Genomic DNA, 23095 nt, shown 5'->3' with positions numbered 1-23095 from the left:
TCCCTTCGTTATGCTTTGTTGAGGATGGAATCTAAACGGCTAAATACACGGCGAGCGTTGCCTGAGAATATTTGCTCTTTCTCATCAAGGCTCAACTTGGTGTTTGCATCGATATAACGTTTAGTGTCATCAAAATAGTGACCTGTTTCTGGGTCTATACCACGCACTGCGCCAATCATTTCAGAGGCGAACAGAATGTTTTTCACTGGTAGAAGATCAAGCAGCAAATCGATACCTTTTTGATGGTATACACAGGTATCAAAGTAAATATTGTTCAACACAGATTCTTCTAACGGTGGCAAGCCCATGTCCTGAGCGATACCACGGAAACGTCCCCAGTGGTAAGGTACTGCACCGCCGCCGTGAGGAATGATAATTTTTAGTTCAGGGAAATCTTTGAATACGTCAGACATCAGCAATTGTGAGAACGCGGTAGTGTCTGCGCCTAGGTAGTGTGAACTTGTGGTGTGGAAACAGTTATTACAAGCCGCACTTACGTGGATCATCGCTGGAACGTCAAGTTCAACCAACTTCTCATATAAAGGATAGAAACTACGGTCAGCAAGCGATGCATCTTTCCAAAAGCCACCCGTTGTATCTGGGTTCAAGTTACAACCGATAAAACCCATCTCTTCTACACAACGAACGAGTTCTGGAATTGACTTACTTGGCGTTACACCTGGTGATTGAGGTAACTGAGCAACAGGAGCAAAGTTATTTGGGTATAAGTCACACACACGGCGAATCAACTCATTCTGATGTTCGGTCCAGTAACGGCTTGTGTGCTCGTTACCAATGTGGTGCCCCATCCAGCTCGCGCGTGGAGAGAAAATAGTTAGATCGGTGCCACGCTCACGTTGTAAACGCAGCTGGTTGCTATCGATACTTTCGCGGATTTCATCATCACTGATGTGCATCACGCCCTTTTCACCTTTATGAGTCGGGTCGCTTTTTAATGCCGCTTTTTGCTTGTCTCGATACTCTCCCACTTGTGGCGGAGTCGTAGTGTAATGTCCATGGCAGTCAATGATCATACTTTATTAGCTCCCTGTTTCTGATCCATGCAAACTTTAATGAGTAGGTTCACAGTATTTACACTGAGTTAACTTTTTGCCATTTCATTTTGAAACAATGCTATTGAGTTTTGATATAGTCACCTTAACCAATCCATATATAATTGCGCACGCCATGGAAAAAATACCCAACTTAAGACACCTCGTTGCTTTTATTGCAGTGGTTAAACATGGAAGCATTAATAAAGCGTCGGAGAGTATTTTTTTGTCTCAGCCAGCCATAACTCAAGCGCTGGCAAAAATCGAAAAACAATTGAAAACCGCTTTGTTTGAAAGAAAGACGGACGGCATGAGCCTAACCAAAGAAGGTGATATATTTCGCTTTCGCGTAGAACGAGCACTGGACATCTTAAGCCAAGCCATCAAACGCAGTTATCACCTTGATAAGAAAACCGCTTCTACGCAAACAGCCAGCCTATTTGCTGTTACAACCACCCAGCTAACAGCCTTAGTTGCGGTATCTGAAGCACAAAACTATTCAGCTGCTGGGCGCAATATAGGAATATCCCAGTCATCTCTTTACCGAGCTTGCAAAGATTTGGAAGATTATCTAGGTACGGTTCTGTTTGAAAAAACCAGTTTGGGCGTCAGTCCAAGTAAAACAGCACAAAACCTGAGTCGTGATGTAAAGCTGGCATTTAATGAGATATATCAAGGCATTGCAGACATCAACGCTAACAATAATATCAGCTCAGGCAGTATCATTGTTGGCAGTTTGCCTCTTGCTCGAACCTGTATTCTTCCACAAGCAATCAATCAATTTACTGAGCAATATCCAGACTTTAACGTCAGTGTGGTCGACGGTATTTACGAGGATTTACTCGACCACTTACGTCGAGGAGAAGTTGATATCATCGTAGGTGCGTTGCGCTTTCCCGTCCCTTCTTATGATGTTCATCAAGAAACATTGTTCTTTACTTCAAACGTGATCCTAGCGAGAAAAAATCATCCACTAAGCCTGAAGAAGGCGCCAATTACACTCGATGATTTGTGTGAATACGGCTGGGTAATATCAAGAACCAATACCCCAGGTAGAACTATGTTTGAACAGATATTCCAGCGTAAAGACCACGCACTACCAATTCAGATCATAGAAGCCAGTTCGCAAATGTTGGTACGAGAAATTCTCATGGGGAGTGACAAACTTACCATGTTGCCTAAACACCAAGTTCACCGAGAATTAAGCGACCAACTGTTTGATATTATTGACTACGACACAGAGCAGAACAAACGAGCAATCGGCATTACCATACGTAAGAGCTGGCAAGGCACAACACCGCAGGAAGCGTTTATTTCAACCATTAGACAAATAGGTCTTTCCCTTACTGACTTATAAGAAAAATAGATAGCCAATTCAATATTGGCTATTCAAAATTTGAATAGCCATTACTAATTTCCTATTTTCCCTCCCTCAATCCAATTGCTAATGTTTTGTTAATGAGAATTTACAGAATAAGAACCTACTCTTGATAAGGGACATGTATGCCAAAAATTTCACGACTAGCCTTCATCGGTTTTGGCCATACAGCAGAGTCGATGCTCAACCTTGGATTGAATAGACCAGACAGAGTAATCACAGCGTTTGATCCTTCCGCTTTGGAGTCAAAAACTTGTAAAGCACAATTAGAGCGATTCATTGTCTGTGGTGTTCAAGGTTGTTTCTCAGTATCGGATGCAGTGAGTAGCGCACATCTGGTTTTAGTATCAGACAGTAATGCCGATTTGAACCCTTGGGTTAGTGAACTGGAACAACATATTAAACCTGGGCAGATCGTCGCGGATTTAAGAGCGCCTTCTGAGCAAAAAAAACAGCTTAAGAGCGGTGTGGAAAACGTGAAAGGCATCTATATAGAAGGAGTGCTAAGCCAAGAGGACAATGCACTTGCTATTGATAGTCAGCAGATTTCTATGCTCAAGGATATATTCAAGTCACTTGAATTTTTCCCGAGCACTATGGTTTTAAACCAATCGAATTAACCACTTAATGTTTAACTCAACAAGTAAATACAAGGAAACGTTATGAATATTTGTGTAGTCGGAGCAACTGGCGCATTTGGTAGTAAACACCTTGATGCTCTAAAGCAGATTGATGACGTAAAAATCAGCGCTCTAGTAGGTACAGAAGCCGACAAAATGGCTGCGTTAGGTGAGCAATATCCTGATGCGGCGATCTGCCATAACCTAACAGAAGCTCTACAACTTAATACTGTTGATGCTGTCATTCTTGCAACACCAACACAATTACATGCAAGCCAAGCAATAGAGTGTTTAGAAGCAGGTAAACATGTTTTGGTTGAAATACCTATGGCTGACAACGTTGAAGATTCACGTCGCCTAGTTGAAACGCAAAAACGCACAGGGCTTGTCGCAATGGCCGGTCATACACGTCGTTTCAACCCAAGCCATCAATGGATTCATAACAAAATCAAAGCCGGTGAACTGCACATTCAACAAATGGATGTACAAACCTACTTTTTCCGCAGAACCAATACCAACGCTAAAGGCGAGCCAAGAACTTGGACCGACCATCTTCTATGGCATCACGCTTGCCACACAGTAGATCTTTTCCAATACCAAACCGGTGAAGAGTCGAGTCGCTTACAAGCAATGCAAGGCCCTGTTCACCCTGAACTGGGTATCGCGATGGACATGAGTATTGGTATGAAAGTGCCATCGGGTGCGATTTGTACTCTTTCTCTTTCATTTAATAACGATGGTCCATTTGGCACTTTCTTCCGTTACATCTGTGAAGAAGGCACTTATATCGCTCGTTACGACGATCTTTACGACGGCTACGACAAACAAATTGATCTGTCAGGTGTGGATGTATCAAACAACGGTATTGAACTTATTGACCGTGAGTTCATCTCGGCAATTAAAGAGGGACGCGAACCAAATTCTTCAGTCGCACAGTGCTTAGGCGCTATGGAAACACTACATAAATTAGAACAACTATTACAAAACGACTGATAAATAAAATTCATACGCCAGCGTATCCATATAAGGATTGAGCTAGCTCCCCCTAGCTTTCTTCATCTAAGGGCACGCTGGCTATGAATAACAAATTTGCTCTTAGTGCTAATCCAACAAGAGATTAAGCCAATAAGAGATTGAACCAAAAACAGAAACAAAGAGTCAGCCAACCGAAAACCGGTATAACGCCTGTCTAGGTTGTAAAAATACACCAATAACAAAGTATGGATACGAACATGAATAAGATAACTACCCTAACCTACGCTTGCGCACTGGGTGCGATGTTGTCAGCTGGTACTGCTTCAGCTGCTGACGTAACACTTCGTTTTGGTCACTTCTGGCCAGCGGTTTCTGCTGCGCAAAAAGACATCTTCGAAAACTGGGCGAACCAAGTAAAAGAAGATTCTAAAGGTCGCATCAATGTGGAAATTTACGCCAGCGCTATGCTTGCTAAGCCACCAGCGCAATACGATGCAGTAAGTCACCAAATCATTGACGTAACTGCGACAGTACAAGGTTACACAGCTAACCGTTTCCCACTTACTCAAGTTGTTGAACTCCCAGGTGTTGTGAAAAATGCTGCGCAAGGTTCTTGTGTGATTCAAACCCTTTATAACGAAGGTTTGATCTCGTCTGAATACAAAGATACCAAGCCGCTATTCCTGTTCACTCACGGTCCAGGCATGCTGCACACTAAAGGTAAAAAAGTTGAAAAGCCTGAAGATCTAGCAAACCTACGTATTCGCCGTCCAACTTCTGTAGTCGCAAGCTTACTTGAGAAATCAAAAGCACTACCTGTAGGTATGCCTGCACCTGAATCGTACCAATCAATGCAACGTGGCGTGATCGATGGTGTAGCACTTCCATGGGAAGGCGCAACAGTATTCAAACTCAACGAACTTGCTGACAACCACACCGACATCGGTGGTCTTTACTCTCTATCTTTCATCGTGACGATGAACAAAGACGTGTACAACCGTCTGGATTCAGAGCTTAAAGCGGTTATCGACAAAAACTCTGGCATGGAATGGTCAATCAAATCTGGGCAATCTTTCGACCGTCTTGATGAAAAAGGTCGTATGGAAGCTGAGAAAATGGGCGACAACATCGTAACAATCAGTGACGCGCAAATGAAAGCAGACTGGAAACCAATGTTGGATTCAGTGACTCAAGAGTACATCCGCGATCTAGAAGCTAAAGGGTTGCCTGCACAAAAAGTTTACGACCGTGCTCTAGAGCTATCTAGCTCTAGCTGTGCAAACCCTGCTTAAACGATTGATGTTGGGAGTTACCTCATGACTGTACTCAAAAACTTCATCAATCGAATTGCATACGCCATGCACACGTGCAGCGGAGTACTGCTGATTGGAATGATGTTAGTCACTTTAGTAGATGTAGTGACACGTACACTATATGGTTTGAGTGATGGCAGCATAGCCCTCACATTTATAGGTGGTGTAGAACTGATTAAGTATGGCTTGTTGTTTACCGTACTCTTCACTCTACCCCAGTCTGTTGGTGACTCTCAGGTTATCGTTGACCTCTTTACAGAGCAAATGTCTGAGAGAACCAAAGTCTACTTAGAGTCTTTTTATCTACTTGGCTTTGCTCTGTTAGGAGCTGGTATGACTTACCGCTTTTACCTCGCCATTGAAGGCGCAGTTTTAAGCGGAGAAACAACTCAAGATCTGATGATTCCTATGCCTTGGATTTATCGTGTTGTCGTTGTTGCTACCACCGTTCTAACACTTCGTTGTTTGATCATTACTTGGGATCTTATCCAAAATCATCACCACAACACTGAAGAAGGCAAATCACAGAAAGCTTCTTCTCAAGAAAAAACTTCTTCTCAGGAAAAATCCCATCATCAACATAAAGAGGTGTTGTAATGGACGCATCAATGATCGGCTTCATCTGTATTGCAATCATGCTGATTTTGATTGCATTTAGAGCTCCAATTGCTCTTTCAATGGCAGTGACTGGCTTCGTTGGCTTTACTTCAATCGTCGCATTCCAACCTGCGGTTGCGATTTTAGATAGTGCACCTTTCGATGCGCTATCCAACTACAGCTTCAGCCCAATTCCAATGTTTATTCTTATGGGCGTTTTTGCATCCAAAGCGCGTATGTCTCAAGAGCTATTTAATGGCGCGAAAACCATGTTTGGCTCATGGCGCGGTGGTATGGCTTTAGCGGCTGTAACTTCGTGCGGCATTTTCTCTGCGATTTCTGGCTCTTCATTGGCAACAGCAGCAAGTATGTCTCGCGTAGCATTGCCTGAAATGAAAAAGAACGGTTATTCCCCAGCGTTAGCTGCTGGCACACTCGCTGCCGGTGGTACGTTAGGCATTATGATCCCACCTTCAATTGCATTGCTACTTTACGCATTGATTACTGAACAATCCGTTGGTGACATGTTTATCGCTGGCGTAATTCCGGGGTTGCTGGGTTTGGCACTTTACTGTGTGGCGGTTGCTGTAACCGTATGGTTATTCCCTCAGTTAGCGACACCGGGAGAGAAAACCACACTAATGCAAAAGATCGTTGGTTTGAAAGGTCTGCTGCCATTTAGCTTAATTTTCGCATCAATCATCACAGGTATTTACGCTGGTTTCTTTACCCCAACAGAAGCTGCGGCAATTGGCGCGGCACTCACCATGGTTATCGCCTTTGTTCGTGGCATGACTTGGGAAATGTTTAAAGATGCGGTCAATGAAACCCTATCTATCTCAGCAATGATTTTCTTCATGATCATCGGCGCAGAAATCTTTGGTTTCTTCCTATCGGTTTCGCGTATCTCTTACTCGCTAGTCGACTACGTAAACAGCATGAATTTGTCTCCTTATATGGTGCTGTTTGCTGTACTTATGCTGTTCATCCTGTTGGGTTGTGTTATGGACAGTATCGCAATGCTGTTATTGACTGTGCCAGTGGTATTCCCGCTGATTCAAGCAGCAGGTTTCGACCCAATTTGGTTTGGTATCGTCGCCGTTATTACGGTTGAAGTAGGTCTGATTACACCGCCCGTTGGCATGAACGTATTCGTTATTAAATCCTTAGACAAAGAGCTCAACATCGGTGACATCTTCAAAGGCGTTATTCCGTTTGTTATCTCAGACATAGTTCGCCTTGGCTTGTTGATCGGCTTCCCTTCACTGGCTTTAGCACTAATCCCGCATCTATAAATGGAGTTGGACATGAAAACCTTAACTACTAAAGTTGCCATCATCGGTGCAGGTCCTTCCGGTTTATTACTGGGTCAGTTGCTAGCGAAACAAGGGATAGACAACATTATTGTGGAGCGCACCTCTGAAGAACACGTTCTAGGACGCATTCGTGCAGGCATATTAGAGCAAGGCTTTGTTGATCTGCTGCGTGAATCTGGTTGTAGCCAACGCTTAGATGACGAAGGCATTGTTCACCACGGTTTTTACATCAGTGTCGAAGGTCGTAAAACTTACATCGATATTAAAAACCTTACCGACGGTAAAGTGGTGACCTGCTACGGTCAAACCGAAGTAACACGTGACTTAATGCAAGCTCGTAAAGATTCACAACAAATGAGTTTTTACTCCTCGCCAGTAACCAGCATTGATAACCCTGAGCAAGGCAAAGCGACTGTCTATTTTGAACACCAAGGTGAACCTTATCAGATCGAATGTGATTTCGTTGCAGGTTGTGATGGTTTCCATGGAGTGTCTCGTCCAAGCATTCCTACGGAAATACGCACCGAATACGAACGTGTTTATCCGTTCGGCTGGCTAGGATTACTCGCAGACACACCACCTGTCTGTGATGAACTGATTTACTGTAAACATTCACGTGGTTTTGCGCTTGCAAGCCAACGTTCTGAAACTCGCTCACGATACTATCTGCAAGTTCCTAACACCGAAAAGGTAGAAAACTGGAGCGATGAGCAATTCTGGGGAGAGTTAAAACGTCGCTTACCAGAACATGAAGCGCAGAAACTGGTTACAGGACCAAGCCTAGAGAAAAGCATTGCCCCACTTCGCTCTTTTGTATGTGAACCGATGCAGTACAACCAATTGTTCCTTGTCGGCGATTCTGCTCATATTGTACCGCCTACAGGCGCAAAAGGTTTGAACCTTGCAGCTTCAGATGTTGCGGCACTGTATCAAGCTCTAACCGCTTATTATTCGGGTCAACCACGTGAAATATTAAACCAATATTCCGAAGTGTGTCTTCGTCGCATTTGGAACGCAGAGCGTTTTTCATGGTGGATGACGAACATGCTTCATCACTTTGATGGCGACCAAAAGTTCCAACGTGCTTTCGTTGAGAAGATGGCAGATTCCGAGCTTGAGTTTTACTTACAAAATGAAGCGGGAATGAAGCTCATCGCAGAACAATACGTAGGCTTACCCTACGAACAAATAAAACCTGTACCTCAGCCCAACGCATCTATTGATGCAAATATAAAACAAGAAAAAATAAAACAATAAGGACCTTGCTACTAACAAGGAAATAGCAAATATGGCCAAACTTATCGGAGGCATTGGTGCCTCACATTCGCCGACTATCGGCTATGCCAAGGACAATAACAAAGACAACGATCCTGGTTGGAAACCGATTTTTACTGGTTTCCAAGTGGTTCAAGAGTGGGTAGAAAAGCAGAATATTGATGTGTTGTTTATGATCTTTAACGACCATATCACATCGTTCTTTTTTGACCATTACTCGCCTTTTGTACTGGGTGTTGATGATGAATACCGCCCTGCCGATGAAGGTGGTGGCGCTCGTAACTATCCAGCGGTTAAAGGTCACGTTGAACTCTCTCGCCACATTGCACAATCGCTTGTTGCAGATGAATTTGATCTATCAGTGTTCCAGAAAAAGCCTCTTGATCACGGCTGTTTCTCACCACTTTCGATGATTTCGCCTCAAGTAGATGGTTGGAAAGGTCACATCGTCCCGCTGCAAGTCGGTGTACTTCAATTTCCTATTCCTAATGCGAAGCGTTGCTACAAGTTAGGTAAGAGTTTACGTAAAGCGATTGAAAGCTTTCCAGATCCTGATCTACGTGTTGCTGTTGTGGCGACGGGTGGCTTATCACACCAAGTGCACGGTGAACGCTGTGGGTTTAACAACGTCGAATGGGATCAACGCTTCCTTGAGTTGTTGGAACATGCGCCTGAAGAGTTAGTACAAATGCGTTTGGCTGAGTACGCAGAGCTAGGTGGTATGGAAGGCTCGGAAGTCATTATGTGGCTTATCATGCGTGGTGCGCTGTCTGACAAAGTTAAAAATGTTCATAGCTCCACTTACCTTCCTTCAATGACTAACATTGCAACGGTTATCTTTGAAGATTTAGGTACAAACCCTACAGAGAAAGAACTGGAAGCGCATCGCGAGCACATAATTCACGAATTAGAGGGTGTGGAAAAACTAGAAGGTACTTACCCATTTGATCTTGCTCGTGCTCATAGTGCTTACCGTCTAAACGATTTCTTACATCGCTTGATTGAACCGCAGCACAGACAACGTTTCAAGTCAGAACCCCAAGCGCTGTTTGAAGAATACGGTTTGACTACCCAAGAGCAAACTATGCTGACCGAACTGCAGTGGATTGAAATGATTCGCTATGGTGTGAGCTTCTTTATGCTGGAAAAACTTGGTGCGGTTGCTGGTGTTCCAAACCCTCATATTTACGCTTCAATGCGTGGTGAGGATATCGAAACTTTCCAAAAATCTCGTAATGTTTCGATGAACTATTCAGTGTCTGGCGGTAAATAGGATCTGAATAAAACAAAGCGCAGGTCACAATCCACCTGCGCTTTGTGATTCAAGCTAAATTTCAATAGCTTGTCTAATCTTTGAATTTGTTCTTGTGTCAGCATCATATTAACCTTGCACTACAACGTTATATGGCTCCATCAAAAACAAATAGAAAGTGAGTTTTATATGCGCATATTAGTAATTGAGGACGACTCCGTACTAAGTGAAGCGATTACCTACCGAGTAAAGCGCCTTGGGCATGCTGTCGACCTTGCAACGACGGGTTCAAGTGCAGAAACGATGTTGCAACAACAACCTTACGACCTGATTCTGTTAGATTTAAACCTGCCTGATGCCAATGGGGCTACTATTCTAAACCACCTGCGCCAGCGGAAAGTTAACACCCCTGTTTTGGTGGTAACTGCTCGTGATCAAGTCGACGACCGCATTCAACTGCTCGATCTCGGCGCCGATGATTACATTACTAAGCCTTTTGATTTTGGTGAGTTAGAAGCACGCATCCGAGCCTTGTTACGACGCAGCCAAGGACAAGCTCAAGATGTACTTGAATTTGGTAATGTCTGCTTTAACCACAAAAAGTGCGTCATTCGCATTGATGACCAAGAGTTTGAGCTAAAACAACGTGAGTTTAGATTGCTGGAAATCTTTATGGGTCATCCAACTCAGGTGCTCAGCAAAGAAGTGTTAATGGATCACCTCTATAGCTTTGATGAAAACCCTAGCCCTAACGTCATAGAGATTTACGTTGCACGTTTACGTAAACTGTTATGCCAGAGCAATATCCAGATTCGAACCATTCGAGGTTTAGGCTACTTGTTGGAAAAACAGGTGCTAGAAAAGCAACTGCTGGAAAAACAGGATGGCTAAACGCAACACCTCTATTCGCCGCCAACTCTTTGTAATGACGTTTCTTGTTCTAACGCTTATTAATGGAATCGCGATATGGACAGCTACACTTTATGCAAAAAAGGCGGCGAACGTTTCTTATGATCGTTTGATTCACGGTGCCGCATTACAAATCATCGAGAACATAAACTTACTAAATAGCCAGATAGTGGTTGATTTGCCCGTTTCTGCGTTTAAAACATTGGCGTTAGCGCCAAACGATCGTGCCTTCTATGCGGTTACCACCTTAGATGGTCGATTTCTCACTGGTTATAAAGATCTTCCTCAACCCTCTGAATTACCTTCTCCGATTGCCGTACAAAACAGTGCGCTACTTACACCCAAATATTACAACGCAGAATACAAAGGTAATGAGGTTCGCTTCATCACGCTGTCCAAACAGCTAATTGAGGCTGACAACAGTGAAAACGTTCTGGTAACACTAGGACAGACGACTCTTGCCCGAAGTCAGCTTGCGAATGAAATGGGTAGCTTCGTTATACAGTTTCTGATCGTGTTTTTTTGTGTCACCTTCTCATTGTTGATGTTCGGAATTTGGCGCGTTTTACGTCCGCTAAAATCGTTAAAGAAAGCTATCGATTCACGCCACTCAACGGAGCTGACTCCATTGAATACGGATGTTCCGGTTGAAATTCGCCCATTATTGGAAACCATTAACTTCTTTATGTCTCAGCTCAATACCACCTTAGAGCGTCTTAAACGTTTCACGTCAGAAGCTGCACATCAGTTACGGACACCATTAGCGGGTTTAAATCTACAGGCACAAAACGCCTTAGTGGAAAAAGACGAACAAATTAGACAAAAGCAACTGTTAGACATCATTCAAAGTAGCGCATTGCTTTCAGAAACCGTGCATCACTTACTGAATGAAGCATCCGTTACACACAGACTAAGAAGCGAAGCCTTCACCATGATCTCTTTAGACAAGATCACCAAAGATGTGTGTCGAAGCCTAGTCATTTGGGCATTGGAATCCAAAGTTGAAATTGAGTATCTGGGCGAGATTGAAGCGCACATTTTGGGTGATGAAGTGGCACTGACACAAATGCTACGCAACGTAATAGAAAATGCGGTTAAATACAGCCCGCAAGACAGCTTAGTGAAAGTCAGTTTATACAAAGATGAAGGTCGAATTTGTTTGAGTGTGGCAGACCAAGGTATCGGCATTTCCGATGACGATAAACAGCACGTATTTGAGCGTTTTTATCGCAGTAAGCATAATCAAACAGCAGGTACGGGAATCGGTTTGAGTATTGCCAAAGAGGTGGCGAACCACCACCACGCTCTATTCCTGCTTGAAGACAATCAGCCAACGGGCTTGATTATTAAAGTGCTTTTCCCCCAAGCGGAGGAACAAAGCTAATGGGTCATACTTCATTATTTTCTTATGTTTCTCGTGTTTGCCTATCACTAAGTATCGTGGCATCCAGCCTAACGGTTGCATCTGAAAAACACATTCTTAAACCAATTTTGGAGACAGGCCGCTTAGAGACCAGTAATAGAGTCATCAACATCTGGGGTGTAGCAAATTATCCAGCTATCGAACCAGTATTATTGGACTTTCAAAAGCATACCCCCGAGGTTGCCGTTCATTACACAGAGTTCAATACCAATGATCTCTACCAACAAGTATCAAATCTTCACTCGGGTAGCGTTGACGTTCCCGATCTTGTGATGAGCTCTGCGATGGACTTGCAATTTAAGTTGGTTAACGACGGTTATGCCCAGCCCTATGATTCACCGCAAACACTTGCATTGCCTAGTTGGGCTAAGTGGCACAATGAAGTGTTTGGTTTTACTTTCGAACCAATAGTTATCGTCGTCAACACCGATATTTTAGGCAGTGAAGAGTTACCGCGCAGTCGAGAACAATTGCTTTCTTTGATTAGAACTAAAGGGCCATTAGTGGATGGAAAAATTGGTTTAAGTGACATTGAAACCGTAGGACTTGGCTACCTCACTTGGTTTCACGACTCTCAACAATCGCGAACTTATGGTCGATTACTAGAAGCGTTCGGTACGCACCATGCTCAGCTCTACCCGAATAGCTCCAGCATGTTAAATGCGCTGCTCAAGGGTGAAATTTTCATCGCATACAATCTTGTAGGGTCTTACGCTTTTGAATGGTCTGAACAACACCCTTGGATAGAGACGATTATGCCTACCGACTATACGTCCGTCATAATGCGTACCGCTTTTATCTATCGCCATGCTAAGCATCTCGATTTAGCTCGACAATTTTTAGATTACTTATTGTCTGTAGAAGGGCAAAGTCAGTTAGCACAAAACTCTAGCTTAATCCCTTTATCAGAAACTGCAGAAGGTAAAAACAGCCGCGCCATTTTGCAACGTAAACCCCATGGTATTTTCCGCCCAATTCCCTTTGGCTTACCGACGCTTGTACAAACAGATCAAGCCAAGAAACAACTGCTATTGGAAGAGTGGCATAACGCCATGTCAAAACACAGTAATTGAAAGATTAACAACTGATTGCACATGATTGTTCTTCTTTCTTTAGAAGGAACTTATGCAAGGATCACAAAAGCGAGATGTTATGTAAATGTTAAGCCGCCATGAAAGGTTCATGAAAGGTTCAAGCGATATATTGCCTCCATGGTTAGAGCGTTATTTAACCATTAAAAATTATAAAAAGACTATTCCAATAACGAGGCACAAATGAAAAAGAACATCCTACTTGCAACGGCGCTTGCCGCCGCATTGACTTCGACGTTTTCTCTCGCAGCTGATCGTATTTCTATCGGTACCGGTGGTACAGGTGGTCTATTTTACGTGATTGGTGCTGGCGTAGCGGAAACCCTTAACAAACACTTAGACGATACAACTGCTCGTGCAGAAGTGACTGGCGCATCCGTTGAAAACAACCATCGAGTTGCTGCTGGCCAAATGACCCTTGGTCTATCCTCTTCATCGACTCTATTTGAAGCCAAAAATGGTCAAGGTCCTTTTGAAAAGACTGGCGCTTTAGATGTCGCAGCTATTTCATATCTTTACCCTGCGGTTCTTCAAATCGCGACTATTGATAATAACGGCATCAACTCATTTAAAGACCTTGTAGGTAAACGTGTAAGTATGGGGCCTCCAGGAAGTAATGCTGCTGTTATTGCAACTCGATTACTTGAGGAATACGGTGTATACGGCGTTATCATTCCTCGTTTTCTTTCATACACCGAAGGGGTTAAAGCGCTAGTGAATGGTCAGGTAGACGCAACGGTCGTACTTGCTGGTGCGCCAACGTCATCACTTATCGACTTAGATTCTCAGGTAGATATGAAGCTTCTGTCTGCAGATGAAGATAAGGTGAACAACATGATCAAGAAATACCCTTTCTATCAAGTTGCCCAGTTGAAAGAAGGTACTTATCCAGACGTTAAACAACCCGTCACCGTGATCAATGACCCAGCGATTCTGTTCACTAGCGGAAAAGAAGATCAGACTAAGGTTTACAACATTACTAGCGCGATTTTCTCTCATCTAGACGAACTGAGTCAGGTACATCCACAAGCTAAGTCTATTCAGCTAGATACAGCACCGAACACACCTATTGCTTTACACCCTGGTGCGCAAAAGTACTTTGATCAAGCAAAAGCTAACTAGAGGCATTCCTTATGAAGCAGACAACCTTTGCGAGTCTGCTTCTTCCATCTGATTATTTAGGTCGGAAGGAGCAGCTAGTTGTTTCCATTGTATTCAGCGTATTAGCTGTCAGTATCGCTGGTCTTGTGCTGTATGGAGCATATTACGGCGGTATCACAGCTCTGCTTTTACGTTCTTCGTTTTTCTCCCTCGTCGCTTGTGCCGCTATGATGTTCTATGCAGCAAAGCAACGATCATCTCTCGTACGAGGGAGCTTTTATTTGTTGTCGTTGATAGCGTTAATTCCCGGCCCTTATCTGTGGAATACTTATATCGACATCATCATGCGTGGCGCCATGTCTGTACCCGATGATATTTGGGTTTTCTTAGCGCTGGTTTTAGTCGTGTTTGTCTTTGTAAAGCTCGCGGTTGGTTATACGTTAGTGATACTCATGACCACAGCATTTCTCTACGCGCATTTTGGCTATTTGATCCCAGGGCAGTATGGACATGGCGGTTACGATCTTAATCGTCTAACCTCGACGCTGTTACTATCAACCGAAGGTGTTTATGGCGTACCGATGGGCGTCGCTGTTGAATACATCTTCTTGTTTGGTCTGTTTGGCGCCATCTTAACCAAAATCGGCACTGGTGAAGTATTCGTGGATATTGCACGTGGCTTAACGGGTCGCGTGCAAGGTGGACCAGGTCTGTCTGCCGCACTTTCCAGTGCTTTACTTGGCTCATTAAACGGAAGCGCCGTTGCTAACGTTGTTACCACAGGTACTTTCACAATTCCTTTGATGAAACGTGTCGGCTACAGTCCAAAGCTCGCAGGAGCGATAGAAGCCGCTGCCTCTTCTGCTGGTCAAATCATGCCACCTGTTATGGGCGCTGCTGCTTTCCTTATGGCAGAAATGATCGGTATTCCGTATGCGGAAGTGGCGTTAGCGGCATTAGTACCAGCGCTACTCTATATTCTGGCATTAATGGTCTCCGTGCGTTTAGAAGCAGGTCGTCTTAATCTCCAACCGGACACGGAAGCGGGTTGGGAGCTGCTTAAAGCCACATTAAAATCTAAAAGCTATTTGTTGCTGCCTCTGTTCGCCTTAGTAGGATTGATGATTGCAGGTAAATCGCCAACACAAGCTGCGGTTATTGGTATAGTGGTTGGCCTTGCGATTAGTCCTTGGAAAAAAGCGACTCGTGTTAACTGGATTGATTTAATTGAATCTTGCAAAGAGACACTGACAAACACGCTACCGATCGTTGCTGCGGTTGCTTCAGCTGGTATCGTGATTGGCATTCTCAACCTAACGGGTATGGGATTAATGGTGTCGGGTTTGATCATTGAAGTCGGTGACGGAAACCTATGGAGTGTTCTGCTACTAACTGCCCTAGCCTCATTCATATTAGGGATGGGATTGCCAACGTCAGCAGCGTATTTGTTACTTGCAGTGTTGGTTGCTCCGGCGATGACGCAGCTAGGAATGGAAACACTCTCTGCACACATGTTCATCTTCTACTTTGGCTTAGTTTCGGCAATCACACCGCCTGTAGCACTAGCAGCTTATGCAGCAGCCACTATTTCTGGAGCTTCTGCAAATGAAACTGCTATCGAGTCGATGCGATTGGGTTTTGTTAAGTTACTGGTGCCGTTCCTGTTCGTCACCATGCCGGGAATTCTGTTGATAGGTGATTCACTGAGTATCTTTATCGCAATTACCCTCGCGTCACTAGCAACAGTTTCTATGAGCATTGGTTTCTCTGGTTGGTTGGGTATTCCATTAACTTGGGCAAAACGATTCGGCTTTGTTATTGCAGCAGTGCTGATTGCATGGCCAGAAGCGGCCAGCAATTTCGATACTCATATCGTTGTCCTCCGCCTGACAGGTTTAGCTATATTTATCGCACTTAGCTTTGTGCTAAGTCCGCTTTGCAAGAGATGCAAAACCCAAACAGCTTAAACAAGATTACAGAGATAAGTAAAAGGCACCCTAAGGTGCCTTTTTGATTAATGGTGATTTAAATTTTACTTCAAGCTCAAATATCAGTTGCTTAACCTGTTGTCAGAACTTGCTTTTTAACGTGTTAAACGAGCCAACATTCGATTTGCTTTACTGATGAAACTTTTCGCGGCTTTTTCAGGAGTTGATTCACCGTAGTCAATCGCTTGAAGTTCTTCACTGAAAATATCGATTAACTGCGCATTGTCGGTGTACGGCGTTGAGGCGATTATTTGAGGTAAAGATAGTGCTTGCTGGTAACCAGCAAACGCTAAATTAGATTCGTCTAGTGTGCCTTCACTCTTAAGTACTTTCATACCTGAGCTGCTCAACGGTATACCACGAGTTAATCCCAATGCTTTGATACCATCCGTGTCGTTAAGCAGGAAGTTTATTAGTTTAGCCGCTTCTGCAGGATGCTTGGAATTTCTCCCCACTGAAAACATCATTGACGGACGAGATAGCAGACCTGCGTCTTTAGCACCTTTAGCCATCGGGTAAGGAGCTAGGTCTAAAGTTAGATTGTCTGTATATTTTGTGATAGCGGAATCCCACATATATACGCCTCCAAACTCGCCACTGAGCCATGGGCGCATTTCGTACAAATTCGCTTTACCATAAGAAGCAAACTCTTTAGTCGATGGGAATACATGATTATTCACTTGCTGTACATACAGTTTGAAGAAACTGGTCATCTCTTCAGGAGTGAAGTTAATTTTTCCATCTGTCGACAATATGTCTTTGTTCATGGTTTGAATCATGTATGAACGATTCATCGCAAACACGTCATGCGCTTCCAAAACAATTGGGAAATATTTGTCACCGAGTTTCGATTGGAAAGCTTTACCCGCAGCCATGAGTTCATCCCAGTTATTGGGATAAGCTACTCCTGCCTTCGTCCAAGTGTCGTGATTGTAAAAGAAAACGCGTGAAGTCATGCTAACCGGAATACCGTTTAACTTATCGCCAAACGTTACTGTGTTTAACGCCGCTGGTGCAAAGTTTTCTAAAGCGATTTCAGGTTTGACCTTTTTAAGATCATAAAAACCATTACCGTCTTTAGAAAAGATTGGCATCCAGTTTAAATTTGTTTGCATAACATCTGGTTCAGTGTTTCCCGCAATCTGTGTTGTTAAGCGAGTCAATGCCCCATCCCATCCAGTGTATTCAGCTTTTACTTTTATATCAGGATGCGCAACTTCAAATCGCTCAATAGCTGCATTCGTTGCTTGATGTCGTTCGTTCCCTCCCCACCAAGACATTCGCAGTTCAATCTCTGCAAACGCACTCGCAGATATAATGGCTAATGTTAATGACGTAACGGTCGTTACCAATTTAGTTTTCATGAACTCGTCCTTATTTCCATTACACAATTATTTCACGTACATTTACCACATTAATATTGCCTATAATTAATACAGAAAATATTAATATCTTTTATTAAAAACAACTATCACTTGACTATATAAATATCACTATCTTTATTCCAAACATCACTATCAGAGTTTTTTCGGATTACCTTTAATTTATTAACCTCAAATCCAGTAACACCAACGGAATAAATAGCCGGAATACCATTTTCATATCTTTCCACACCAAAAGGTTTTGTTGTTTCAGGATTAATTTTATAGCTATTATCTAATCCCATCCCTGTGGGTGTATCTGGATTACACGGTGGACGAATATCGTAATAACCATAATCGTCATGATCTGTGTGAATTTGCGTTAATGTTATCCCATTAAATTCGATACCTGACACCGCATGTTCAATTTCACTGTAAAGACTAATCGCCCCATGGCATTCACCAGAAATATTTGAGAAAGTAATATTTTCAATATTCCCCGGTCTAATTGCAGGATCTCGATATCTTACACTGATACCAATTGGCTCAGCTTTTCCCCAATGATGAGGTACACACAAACGGCTTTCGAAAATAATGTTTGAAAACATCATTTGACGTAAATTTCCACCGTCTCTAGATACCAGTGCAATTGCACGATTCGAATCAAATATGGAAATGTTGCTGACAAGTACACTTTCTACATTGCCGAACGTTTCCGTTCCCACTTTAATTGCAGCCCCACGAGAACGGATTACGCAGTTGGTTACTGTCACATGCTTAGTGTCCTGACATCCTTGCACCTTCTTTCTGGTGGTTTTAATGCAAACGCCATCATCAGCCGCGCTAAGGAAACAGTTCGCTATCCGTACATACTGACAACTATCAATATCAATAGAATCTGTGTTGGGTAGGTATAGGTGATTGTTTACTTTAACGTTGTCTATAGCAACGTTGCTACAACACACTAAGTGTATAGTCCACATCGGAGAACGCTGGATAGTGAAGTCATTAAGTGTGACGTTGTCACACCCCTCCAACACAAGCATCCTTGGGCGCTCAACTTTAGGCATATGATAGCCAGCGTCATCAGCATGTTGAGAGAACCATTTTGAATCTTGACCTTCTATCAAGCCATTACCACAGATCTTGATGTTACTTTTCCCCTTAGCATACAGAAGAGCCCGATAAGAAAGTTCAGCCATAGACTGTGTAGTGATGTGGTAATAGTCTTCAATGTTTTCGCTTGCAACAATCTCAGCGCCAGCCTCTAAACTCAGCACTAGATTGGAAGGCAAACTGAGACTTGCACATAAGTATCGACCTGCAGGGATTCTTAACTCTCCGCCTCCAGCAGATTGAATGGCATCAAGTTGTTTCTGTATTTGTTCCGTGACTAAGTTTTCTGCAGAACGACATATTTCTGGGTCATCTAGATATATAAACATTTATTTTCTTACCTTAATAGCTATAATCAAAATCACGATATTCTTTATGTGCTTATAAAAATGAAAAAAGTGCCAAATTTTTTGATGGAATTAAATACTCAATTCATATGGGATTGGAATTGGTTTACCAATTGCGTGTCCCACGCAGAACAATTTGGTTACACAGGCATAATTATTCACCAGCAAGAACTACTCTCTATTATTGTTTCTCCATCAAAAACTTCTGTTCATGCGCATAACGAGAATTTAATTCATCAGAGAAACCACGCACTTCAATATTTAAAAAGAATTTCCGAATATCTATCGAATAGAAAACTCTCATTTTGGCTTCAAGGTGAAGCAACCCCACAAGATGATATAGTCAATCGAAAATTTCCTGAATTTAATTCAGACAACCCTTTTAATGATAATTTTTGGACAGAGTTTTATTCATCGTTCCTAAATTCTATCTTTAATTATGTACCCAAATTTGATGGCATAATTCTGAGTTTAACTATGCCCGACTTTCAGCCTGATAATTGGCATGACTCGTTGCATCAAATGTGGCAGCAGCTGCGTCAGCAAGGAAAAAAGCTCGTACTGCGAGATTTTATCGACACCGGTTGGCCAAGACGCCAACTTCCTTTAATTCTTTCTAAACTACCAAACGATGTCAGAGCATCTTTCAAACCAACAGAGTTAGATTTCCATCCTGGGTTCGCAAACCATCCACACATTGATATGGTGCCAAATAACAAGAAATGGCTCGAATATGATTTGTGGGGCACAGGATACGGTTGGTCATTTCTCCCTTGTTACTTATCCGATGAGATCCAACAGCGTATTAACTGGGCAATGAGTCTTGAAGGTGAAGGCATAGAAGCCATTACAACCCGAGTGTGTTGGCAATGGATGCCCAGCAGAACAACCTTTGACTCTATAAACCTTATTAATCTGATTGGATTAAGCCTCTTTCACTCTGGTGAAGAAAACCTAAATACACAACTGGAGACCGATTGGCTCAAAATGTCCGGTGTGCATTTTCAATCTTCAATTGATAAACAACTTTTCTTCAATTCTATTCGCTCAAGTCACTCTTGGTTTATGAGTACTCCTAACATTCTTGGGCGTCGTTTACATTATCAAAGTCAGATTCCTCAAAGCCTTGCTCACGCCCGTCAATTAATGCACATGGATACTCGTAGTGCCAGATGGCAACTCTCTTTTGAGCCATTTTTGCCAGCAGACGACAAAGCGACTGGGCAGAAACAACGAGAACTTGTCTCTCTAGAGAAGGAAAATGCATCCTTCATTGCTCACTCTGAACTGCATCGTTTAATAGCTATGAAACCGACTGTCTTTGATCCTCATGGCTATTTCGAACAAGCTTTGGATGCTTGGAAAATTGCCAACATCTATAGCGAAATGTTCACTGCGGTATCACTCTCAACGACAGAAGCTATCTGGAAAGAGCAGTATGAATCTACCAATGGTAGTACCTTCAATCAGCAGCTTAAATCGCAAAATGAACTTCTAATACTCGCTGACAAATTAGATCATTTCTGCCAATCACGTAATGCACCGACTGAATTGACTTTACCTTTATTGCTCAGCGCAGAACGACTAGCCGACTTTGCCTATTCACTCACCATCAGTCCGTGATTAATAAGTTATCTCACCACATTCTTTTTTGCATAATCAACATTGAGTAATTTGGTCGGAAAAAAATAACGAACCACTACGAATGTGACTTCGGGCAAAGATTATGAAAGTTTCGTGTTACTGACATCACAGTCACAACTAAAAAAAATGTGAGTTAAGTAACCTTCATAGAGAAAGCCGTCTCTATTCGATCGATTTACTATCCTAAATGTAAAAATACGTAAGATTGATGTATCAAGATATTTGATGCAGTTAAATTATGAACTGGAAAATATATGAACAGTAATTCAACGTCATAGCTTGTAGTGCAGCACACTCCATGCCTGATAGAGGACTTTATGAAACCAATTCACGCGCTCACCTTTTCACTTATTGCCGCATCTCTCTTTTTAACTGGTTGCGAATCTAAAGCCCCTGAAACAACAGGTGCAGAGTATGTAGCACTCTATGAAGAGGCTAACGCACTTGGTAAGGATACCGAAGCACTCTACTACCTTAAAAAGGCGGCTGAAACGGGAGATGCAACAGCGGAGTCTCGTCTTGGAGACGCTTATTTGCATCAGCGTTACGGTCTGAACAACCCAACATTAGGCTTTACCTATGTGCAAAGCGCAGCGGAAAAAGGCGAAGCCAGAGCCATGACCAATTTAGGGATTCTTTATCTAAATGGTGAAGTAGTTGAACAAAACTACCCCCTCGCTTATCAGTGGTTCGAAAAAGCACAAGCCAATGGTGATATGAAAGCTCCACGCTATTTAGGGCTCATTTATGAAAAGGGATTGGGCAAAACTCCAGACTATGTAAAAGCATCTACCTTTTATAAAGCCGCTGCAGATAAAGGTGACATTACCTCTCAATACAATCTGGCTCATCTTTATGAAGCTGGCTTAGGTGTGGACCAGAGCTGGACTAAGGCGATAGATCTTTATGAACAATCAGCTGCTCGAGGAGATATCATCAGCATGCCAGCAATGGTTGCACTCGGTAAGATCTACGAAAGCGGGACTGGCGTTGAAAAAGATGTTGAGCAAGCATTAGTTTGGTACAACAAAGCCGCTAATCTTGGCGACCAAGAAGCCAAAATTAAAGTAGGTCAGTATCAATACCCCAATAACCCTTACATAATGAATGTAAATACACTCGTTAAGGTAATTGGCGATGGCCAAAAAGTTGCGGGGGTGGCTATTGAGTACACCTCTAATATCGATTCAAGTTCACTTCAATTAAGTGATTTTCATGTGAGTGGTAGAGAGATCACATCCGTATATCTCAGCAATCAAGTCGTTTTAGGTCACCCTATGGATAGCGGTTCATTCGTGATTGTTGAGCTAAAAACAGACATTGATCCTGCTAGTAGCCAGATGGGTGGTGGTCCTCAAGATCAAGCGAAAGGCAGCGGGAGTTCTAATCAAGGACCGGGACCAGGCGGACCGAAAATGGGACAAATTTCAGATAAGCCAGCTGAAGCCGTGATTCTAACTAGCAGTATCTCTCAGGTAGGTGATGTTTCACTGACAGATGGAACGCTGGTGAAATCAACTAAAGAGGTTCTCAATAGTAATCACACTCTTAATCCTGACATTGCAGATTTTCAACAATTGACCTTTCACGATAGTCAGTTCAACAAAGATCTGATGTACAACTTGTTCGTTCCCAAAAATTACGATCCGAAGAAGTCTTATCCTTTAGTGCTATTCATGCACGATGCGGGAGTGGTCAGCAATAATCCGATTGAAACCCTAACGCAAGGATTAGGTGCAGTTGTCTGGGCTTCAGATAAAGACCAAACGCTGAATGAGAGTTTTGTACTTGCGCCGCAATATACCTCTGTAATGACAGACGATACGGGCGCGGTATCTGATGACATGGATATCACTGTTAATTTGATTAAAGACCTAGTGACCAAATATTCCATCGACACGAATCGACTATATAACACAGGGCAATCGATGGGAGGAATGATATCCATTGCTATGGATATCAAATACCCAGACTTATTTGCTGCATCTTTGCTTGTCGCGTGTCAATGGAATCCTGACTTAGTTGCACCGCTCGCAAACAAACCGCTTTGGATCATCGTGTCCCAAGGCGATACAAAAGCGAATCCAGGAATGGACGCGATTACCAGTGTGCTTGCGCAGAATGGAGCAACAATAGCTAAGGCTTCATGGAACGCTGAAGCTGAGCCTAGCGAACTGGCAAACGATGTGGAGCAGATGCTAAGCAAAAATGCATCGGTCAATTATTCCGTCTTCGATGGAGGTAGCCACACTTATACTTGGCAATACGCCTATTCGATTGAAGGTGTACGCGAATGGTTGTTCAAACAACATAAATAGCGTGCAACATATTGAGATT

General features: G+C 43.0%; 18 protein-coding genes. 15 read left to right on the top strand and 3 right to left on the bottom strand.

The features are described from left to right. Positions 1-8 precede the first annotated feature (8 nt). Positions 9-1034, bottom strand: a complete 1026-nt coding sequence (locus ACOSVQ_RS08490) for an amidohydrolase family protein (RefSeq protein WP_491982110.1) — start codon at positions 1032-1034, stop codon at positions 9-11. Positions 1035-1131: 97 nt separating this feature from the next. On the opposite strand from ACOSVQ_RS08490, the gene ACOSVQ_RS08485 reads away from it, so the two are divergent. From ACOSVQ_RS08485 to ACOSVQ_RS08425, 13 genes are all read left to right on the top strand, one after another. Further along, positions 1132-2409, top strand: coding sequence for a LysR family transcriptional regulator (locus ACOSVQ_RS08485; RefSeq protein WP_491982181.1), 1278 nt, complete (start codon positions 1132-1134; stop codon positions 2407-2409). A 146-nt stretch (positions 2410-2555) separates the two neighbouring features. Next, the gene (locus ACOSVQ_RS08480) at positions 2556-3050 is read left to right on the top strand and encodes a hypothetical protein (protein WP_491982109.1); all 495 of its coding nucleotides are present in this window, start codon (positions 2556-2558) and stop codon (positions 3048-3050) included. Positions 3051-3092: 42 nt separating this feature from the next. Further along, the gene (locus ACOSVQ_RS08475; protein WP_491982108.1) at positions 3093-4043 is read left to right on the top strand and encodes a Gfo/Idh/MocA family oxidoreductase; all 951 of its coding nucleotides are present in this window, start codon (positions 3093-3095) and stop codon (positions 4041-4043) included. A gap of 239 nt (positions 4044-4282) precedes the next feature. After that, positions 4283-5317 carry a TRAP transporter substrate-binding protein gene (locus tag ACOSVQ_RS08470; protein WP_491982107.1) on the top strand — a complete coding sequence of 345 codons (1035 nt, stop codon included), beginning with the start codon at positions 4283-4285 and terminating at the stop codon, positions 5315-5317. A 24-nt stretch (positions 5318-5341) separates the two neighbouring features. After that, entirely contained in the window at positions 5342-5935 is a 594-nt protein-coding gene (locus ACOSVQ_RS08465; RefSeq protein ID WP_491982106.1) for a TRAP transporter small permease, read from the top strand. Continuing rightward, complete coding sequence (locus ACOSVQ_RS08460; protein ID WP_165313941.1) at positions 5935-7230, top strand: TRAP transporter large permease; 1296 nt, start codon at positions 5935-5937, stop codon at positions 7228-7230. Before ACOSVQ_RS08465 ends, ACOSVQ_RS08460 begins: the two co-directional genes overlap by 1 nt. Before the next feature lie 12 nt (positions 7231-7242). Beyond that, positions 7243-8508 (top strand): 4-hydroxybenzoate 3-monooxygenase, encoded by a 1266-nt coding sequence (pobA, locus tag ACOSVQ_RS08455; protein ID WP_491982105.1) that lies wholly within the window; start codon positions 7243-7245, stop codon positions 8506-8508. Between the two features lie 31 nt (positions 8509-8539). Then, entirely contained in the window at positions 8540-9799 is a 1260-nt protein-coding gene (locus ACOSVQ_RS08450; protein WP_491982104.1) for a gallate dioxygenase, read from the top strand. A 168-nt stretch (positions 9800-9967) separates the two neighbouring features. Beyond that, positions 9968-10669, top strand: a complete 702-nt coding sequence (locus tag ACOSVQ_RS08445) for a response regulator transcription factor (RefSeq protein WP_491982103.1) — start codon at positions 9968-9970, stop codon at positions 10667-10669. Further along, on the top strand, positions 10662-12071 hold the full coding sequence (locus ACOSVQ_RS08440; protein ID WP_491982102.1) for a sensor histidine kinase: 1410 nt from the start codon (positions 10662-10664) through the stop codon (positions 12069-12071). Before ACOSVQ_RS08445 ends, ACOSVQ_RS08440 begins: the two co-directional genes overlap by 8 nt. Continuing rightward, entirely contained in the window at positions 12071-13183 is a 1113-nt protein-coding gene (locus ACOSVQ_RS08435) for an ABC transporter substrate-binding protein (RefSeq protein WP_491982101.1), read from the top strand. The genes ACOSVQ_RS08440 and ACOSVQ_RS08435 overlap by 1 nt, the downstream gene beginning before the upstream one ends. A gap of 201 nt (positions 13184-13384) precedes the next feature. After that, complete coding sequence (locus ACOSVQ_RS08430; RefSeq protein WP_491982100.1) at positions 13385-14323, top strand: TAXI family TRAP transporter solute-binding subunit; 939 nt, start codon at positions 13385-13387, stop codon at positions 14321-14323. An 11-nt stretch (positions 14324-14334) separates the two neighbouring features. Beyond that, positions 14335-16269 (top strand): TRAP transporter permease, encoded by a 1935-nt coding sequence (locus ACOSVQ_RS08425; RefSeq protein ID WP_491982099.1) that lies wholly within the window; start codon positions 14335-14337, stop codon positions 16267-16269. A 116-nt stretch (positions 16270-16385) separates the two neighbouring features. Here ACOSVQ_RS08425 and ACOSVQ_RS08420 read toward each other — a convergent pair whose 3' ends face one another. Next, positions 16386-17654, bottom strand: coding sequence for an ABC transporter substrate-binding protein (locus ACOSVQ_RS08420; RefSeq protein WP_491982098.1), 1269 nt, complete (start codon positions 17652-17654; stop codon positions 16386-16388). Positions 17655-17761: 107 nt separating this feature from the next. After that, positions 17762-19096, bottom strand: coding sequence for a glycoside hydrolase family 28 protein (locus ACOSVQ_RS08415; RefSeq protein ID WP_491982097.1), 1335 nt, complete (start codon positions 19094-19096; stop codon positions 17762-17764). Positions 19097-19156: 60 nt separating this feature from the next. Here ACOSVQ_RS08415 and ACOSVQ_RS08410 point away from each other — a divergent pair, with 60 nt between their 5' ends. Further along, the gene (locus tag ACOSVQ_RS08410) at positions 19157-20737 is read left to right on the top strand and encodes a hypothetical protein (protein ID WP_491982096.1); all 1581 of its coding nucleotides are present in this window, start codon (positions 19157-19159) and stop codon (positions 20735-20737) included. Between the two features lie 338 nt (positions 20738-21075). Further along, positions 21076-23076: an alpha/beta hydrolase-fold protein gene (locus tag ACOSVQ_RS08405; protein ID WP_491982095.1), complete on the top strand. Its 2001-nt coding sequence runs from the start codon at positions 21076-21078 to the stop codon at positions 23074-23076. Positions 23077-23095 lie beyond the last annotated feature (19 nt).

The sequence above is a fragment of the Vibrio sp. HM8-C genome, from assembly GCF_058630515.1.
Note: the sequence above shows the minus strand (reverse complement) of the source record. Positions and strands in the feature narration are given on the sequence as shown.

Coding starts and splice junctions, on each gene's coding strand:
- ACOSVQ_RS08490 (WP_491982110.1), bottom strand. CDS start 1,034: ATGATCATTGACTGCCATGGACATTACACTACGACTCCGCCACAAGTG.
- ACOSVQ_RS08485 (WP_491982181.1), top strand. CDS start 1,132: ATGCTATTGAGTTTTGATATAGTCACCTTAACCAATCCATATATAATT.
- ACOSVQ_RS08480 (WP_491982109.1), top strand. CDS start 2,556: ATGCCAAAAATTTCACGACTAGCCTTCATCGGTTTTGGCCATACAGCA.
- ACOSVQ_RS08475 (WP_491982108.1), top strand. CDS start 3,093: ATGAATATTTGTGTAGTCGGAGCAACTGGCGCATTTGGTAGTAAACAC.
- ACOSVQ_RS08470 (WP_491982107.1), top strand. CDS start 4,283: ATGAATAAGATAACTACCCTAACCTACGCTTGCGCACTGGGTGCGATG.
- ACOSVQ_RS08465 (WP_491982106.1), top strand. CDS start 5,342: ATGACTGTACTCAAAAACTTCATCAATCGAATTGCATACGCCATGCAC.
- ACOSVQ_RS08460 (WP_165313941.1), top strand. CDS start 5,935: ATGGACGCATCAATGATCGGCTTCATCTGTATTGCAATCATGCTGATT.
- pobA (WP_491982105.1), top strand. CDS start 7,243: ATGAAAACCTTAACTACTAAAGTTGCCATCATCGGTGCAGGTCCTTCC.
- ACOSVQ_RS08450 (WP_491982104.1), top strand. CDS start 8,540: ATGGCCAAACTTATCGGAGGCATTGGTGCCTCACATTCGCCGACTATC.
- ACOSVQ_RS08445 (WP_491982103.1), top strand. CDS start 9,968: ATGCGCATATTAGTAATTGAGGACGACTCCGTACTAAGTGAAGCGATT.
- ACOSVQ_RS08440 (WP_491982102.1), top strand. CDS start 10,662: ATGGCTAAACGCAACACCTCTATTCGCCGCCAACTCTTTGTAATGACG.
- ACOSVQ_RS08435 (WP_491982101.1), top strand. CDS start 12,071: ATGGGTCATACTTCATTATTTTCTTATGTTTCTCGTGTTTGCCTATCA.
- ACOSVQ_RS08430 (WP_491982100.1), top strand. CDS start 13,385: ATGAAAAAGAACATCCTACTTGCAACGGCGCTTGCCGCCGCATTGACT.
- ACOSVQ_RS08425 (WP_491982099.1), top strand. CDS start 14,335: ATGAAGCAGACAACCTTTGCGAGTCTGCTTCTTCCATCTGATTATTTA.
- ACOSVQ_RS08420 (WP_491982098.1), bottom strand. CDS start 17,654: ATGAAAACTAAATTGGTAACGACCGTTACGTCATTAACATTAGCCATT.
- ACOSVQ_RS08415 (WP_491982097.1), bottom strand. CDS start 19,096: ATGTTTATATATCTAGATGACCCAGAAATATGTCGTTCTGCAGAAAAC.
- ACOSVQ_RS08410 (WP_491982096.1), top strand. CDS start 19,157: ATGAAAAAAGTGCCAAATTTTTTGATGGAATTAAATACTCAATTCATA.
- ACOSVQ_RS08405 (WP_491982095.1), top strand. CDS start 21,076: ATGAAACCAATTCACGCGCTCACCTTTTCACTTATTGCCGCATCTCTC.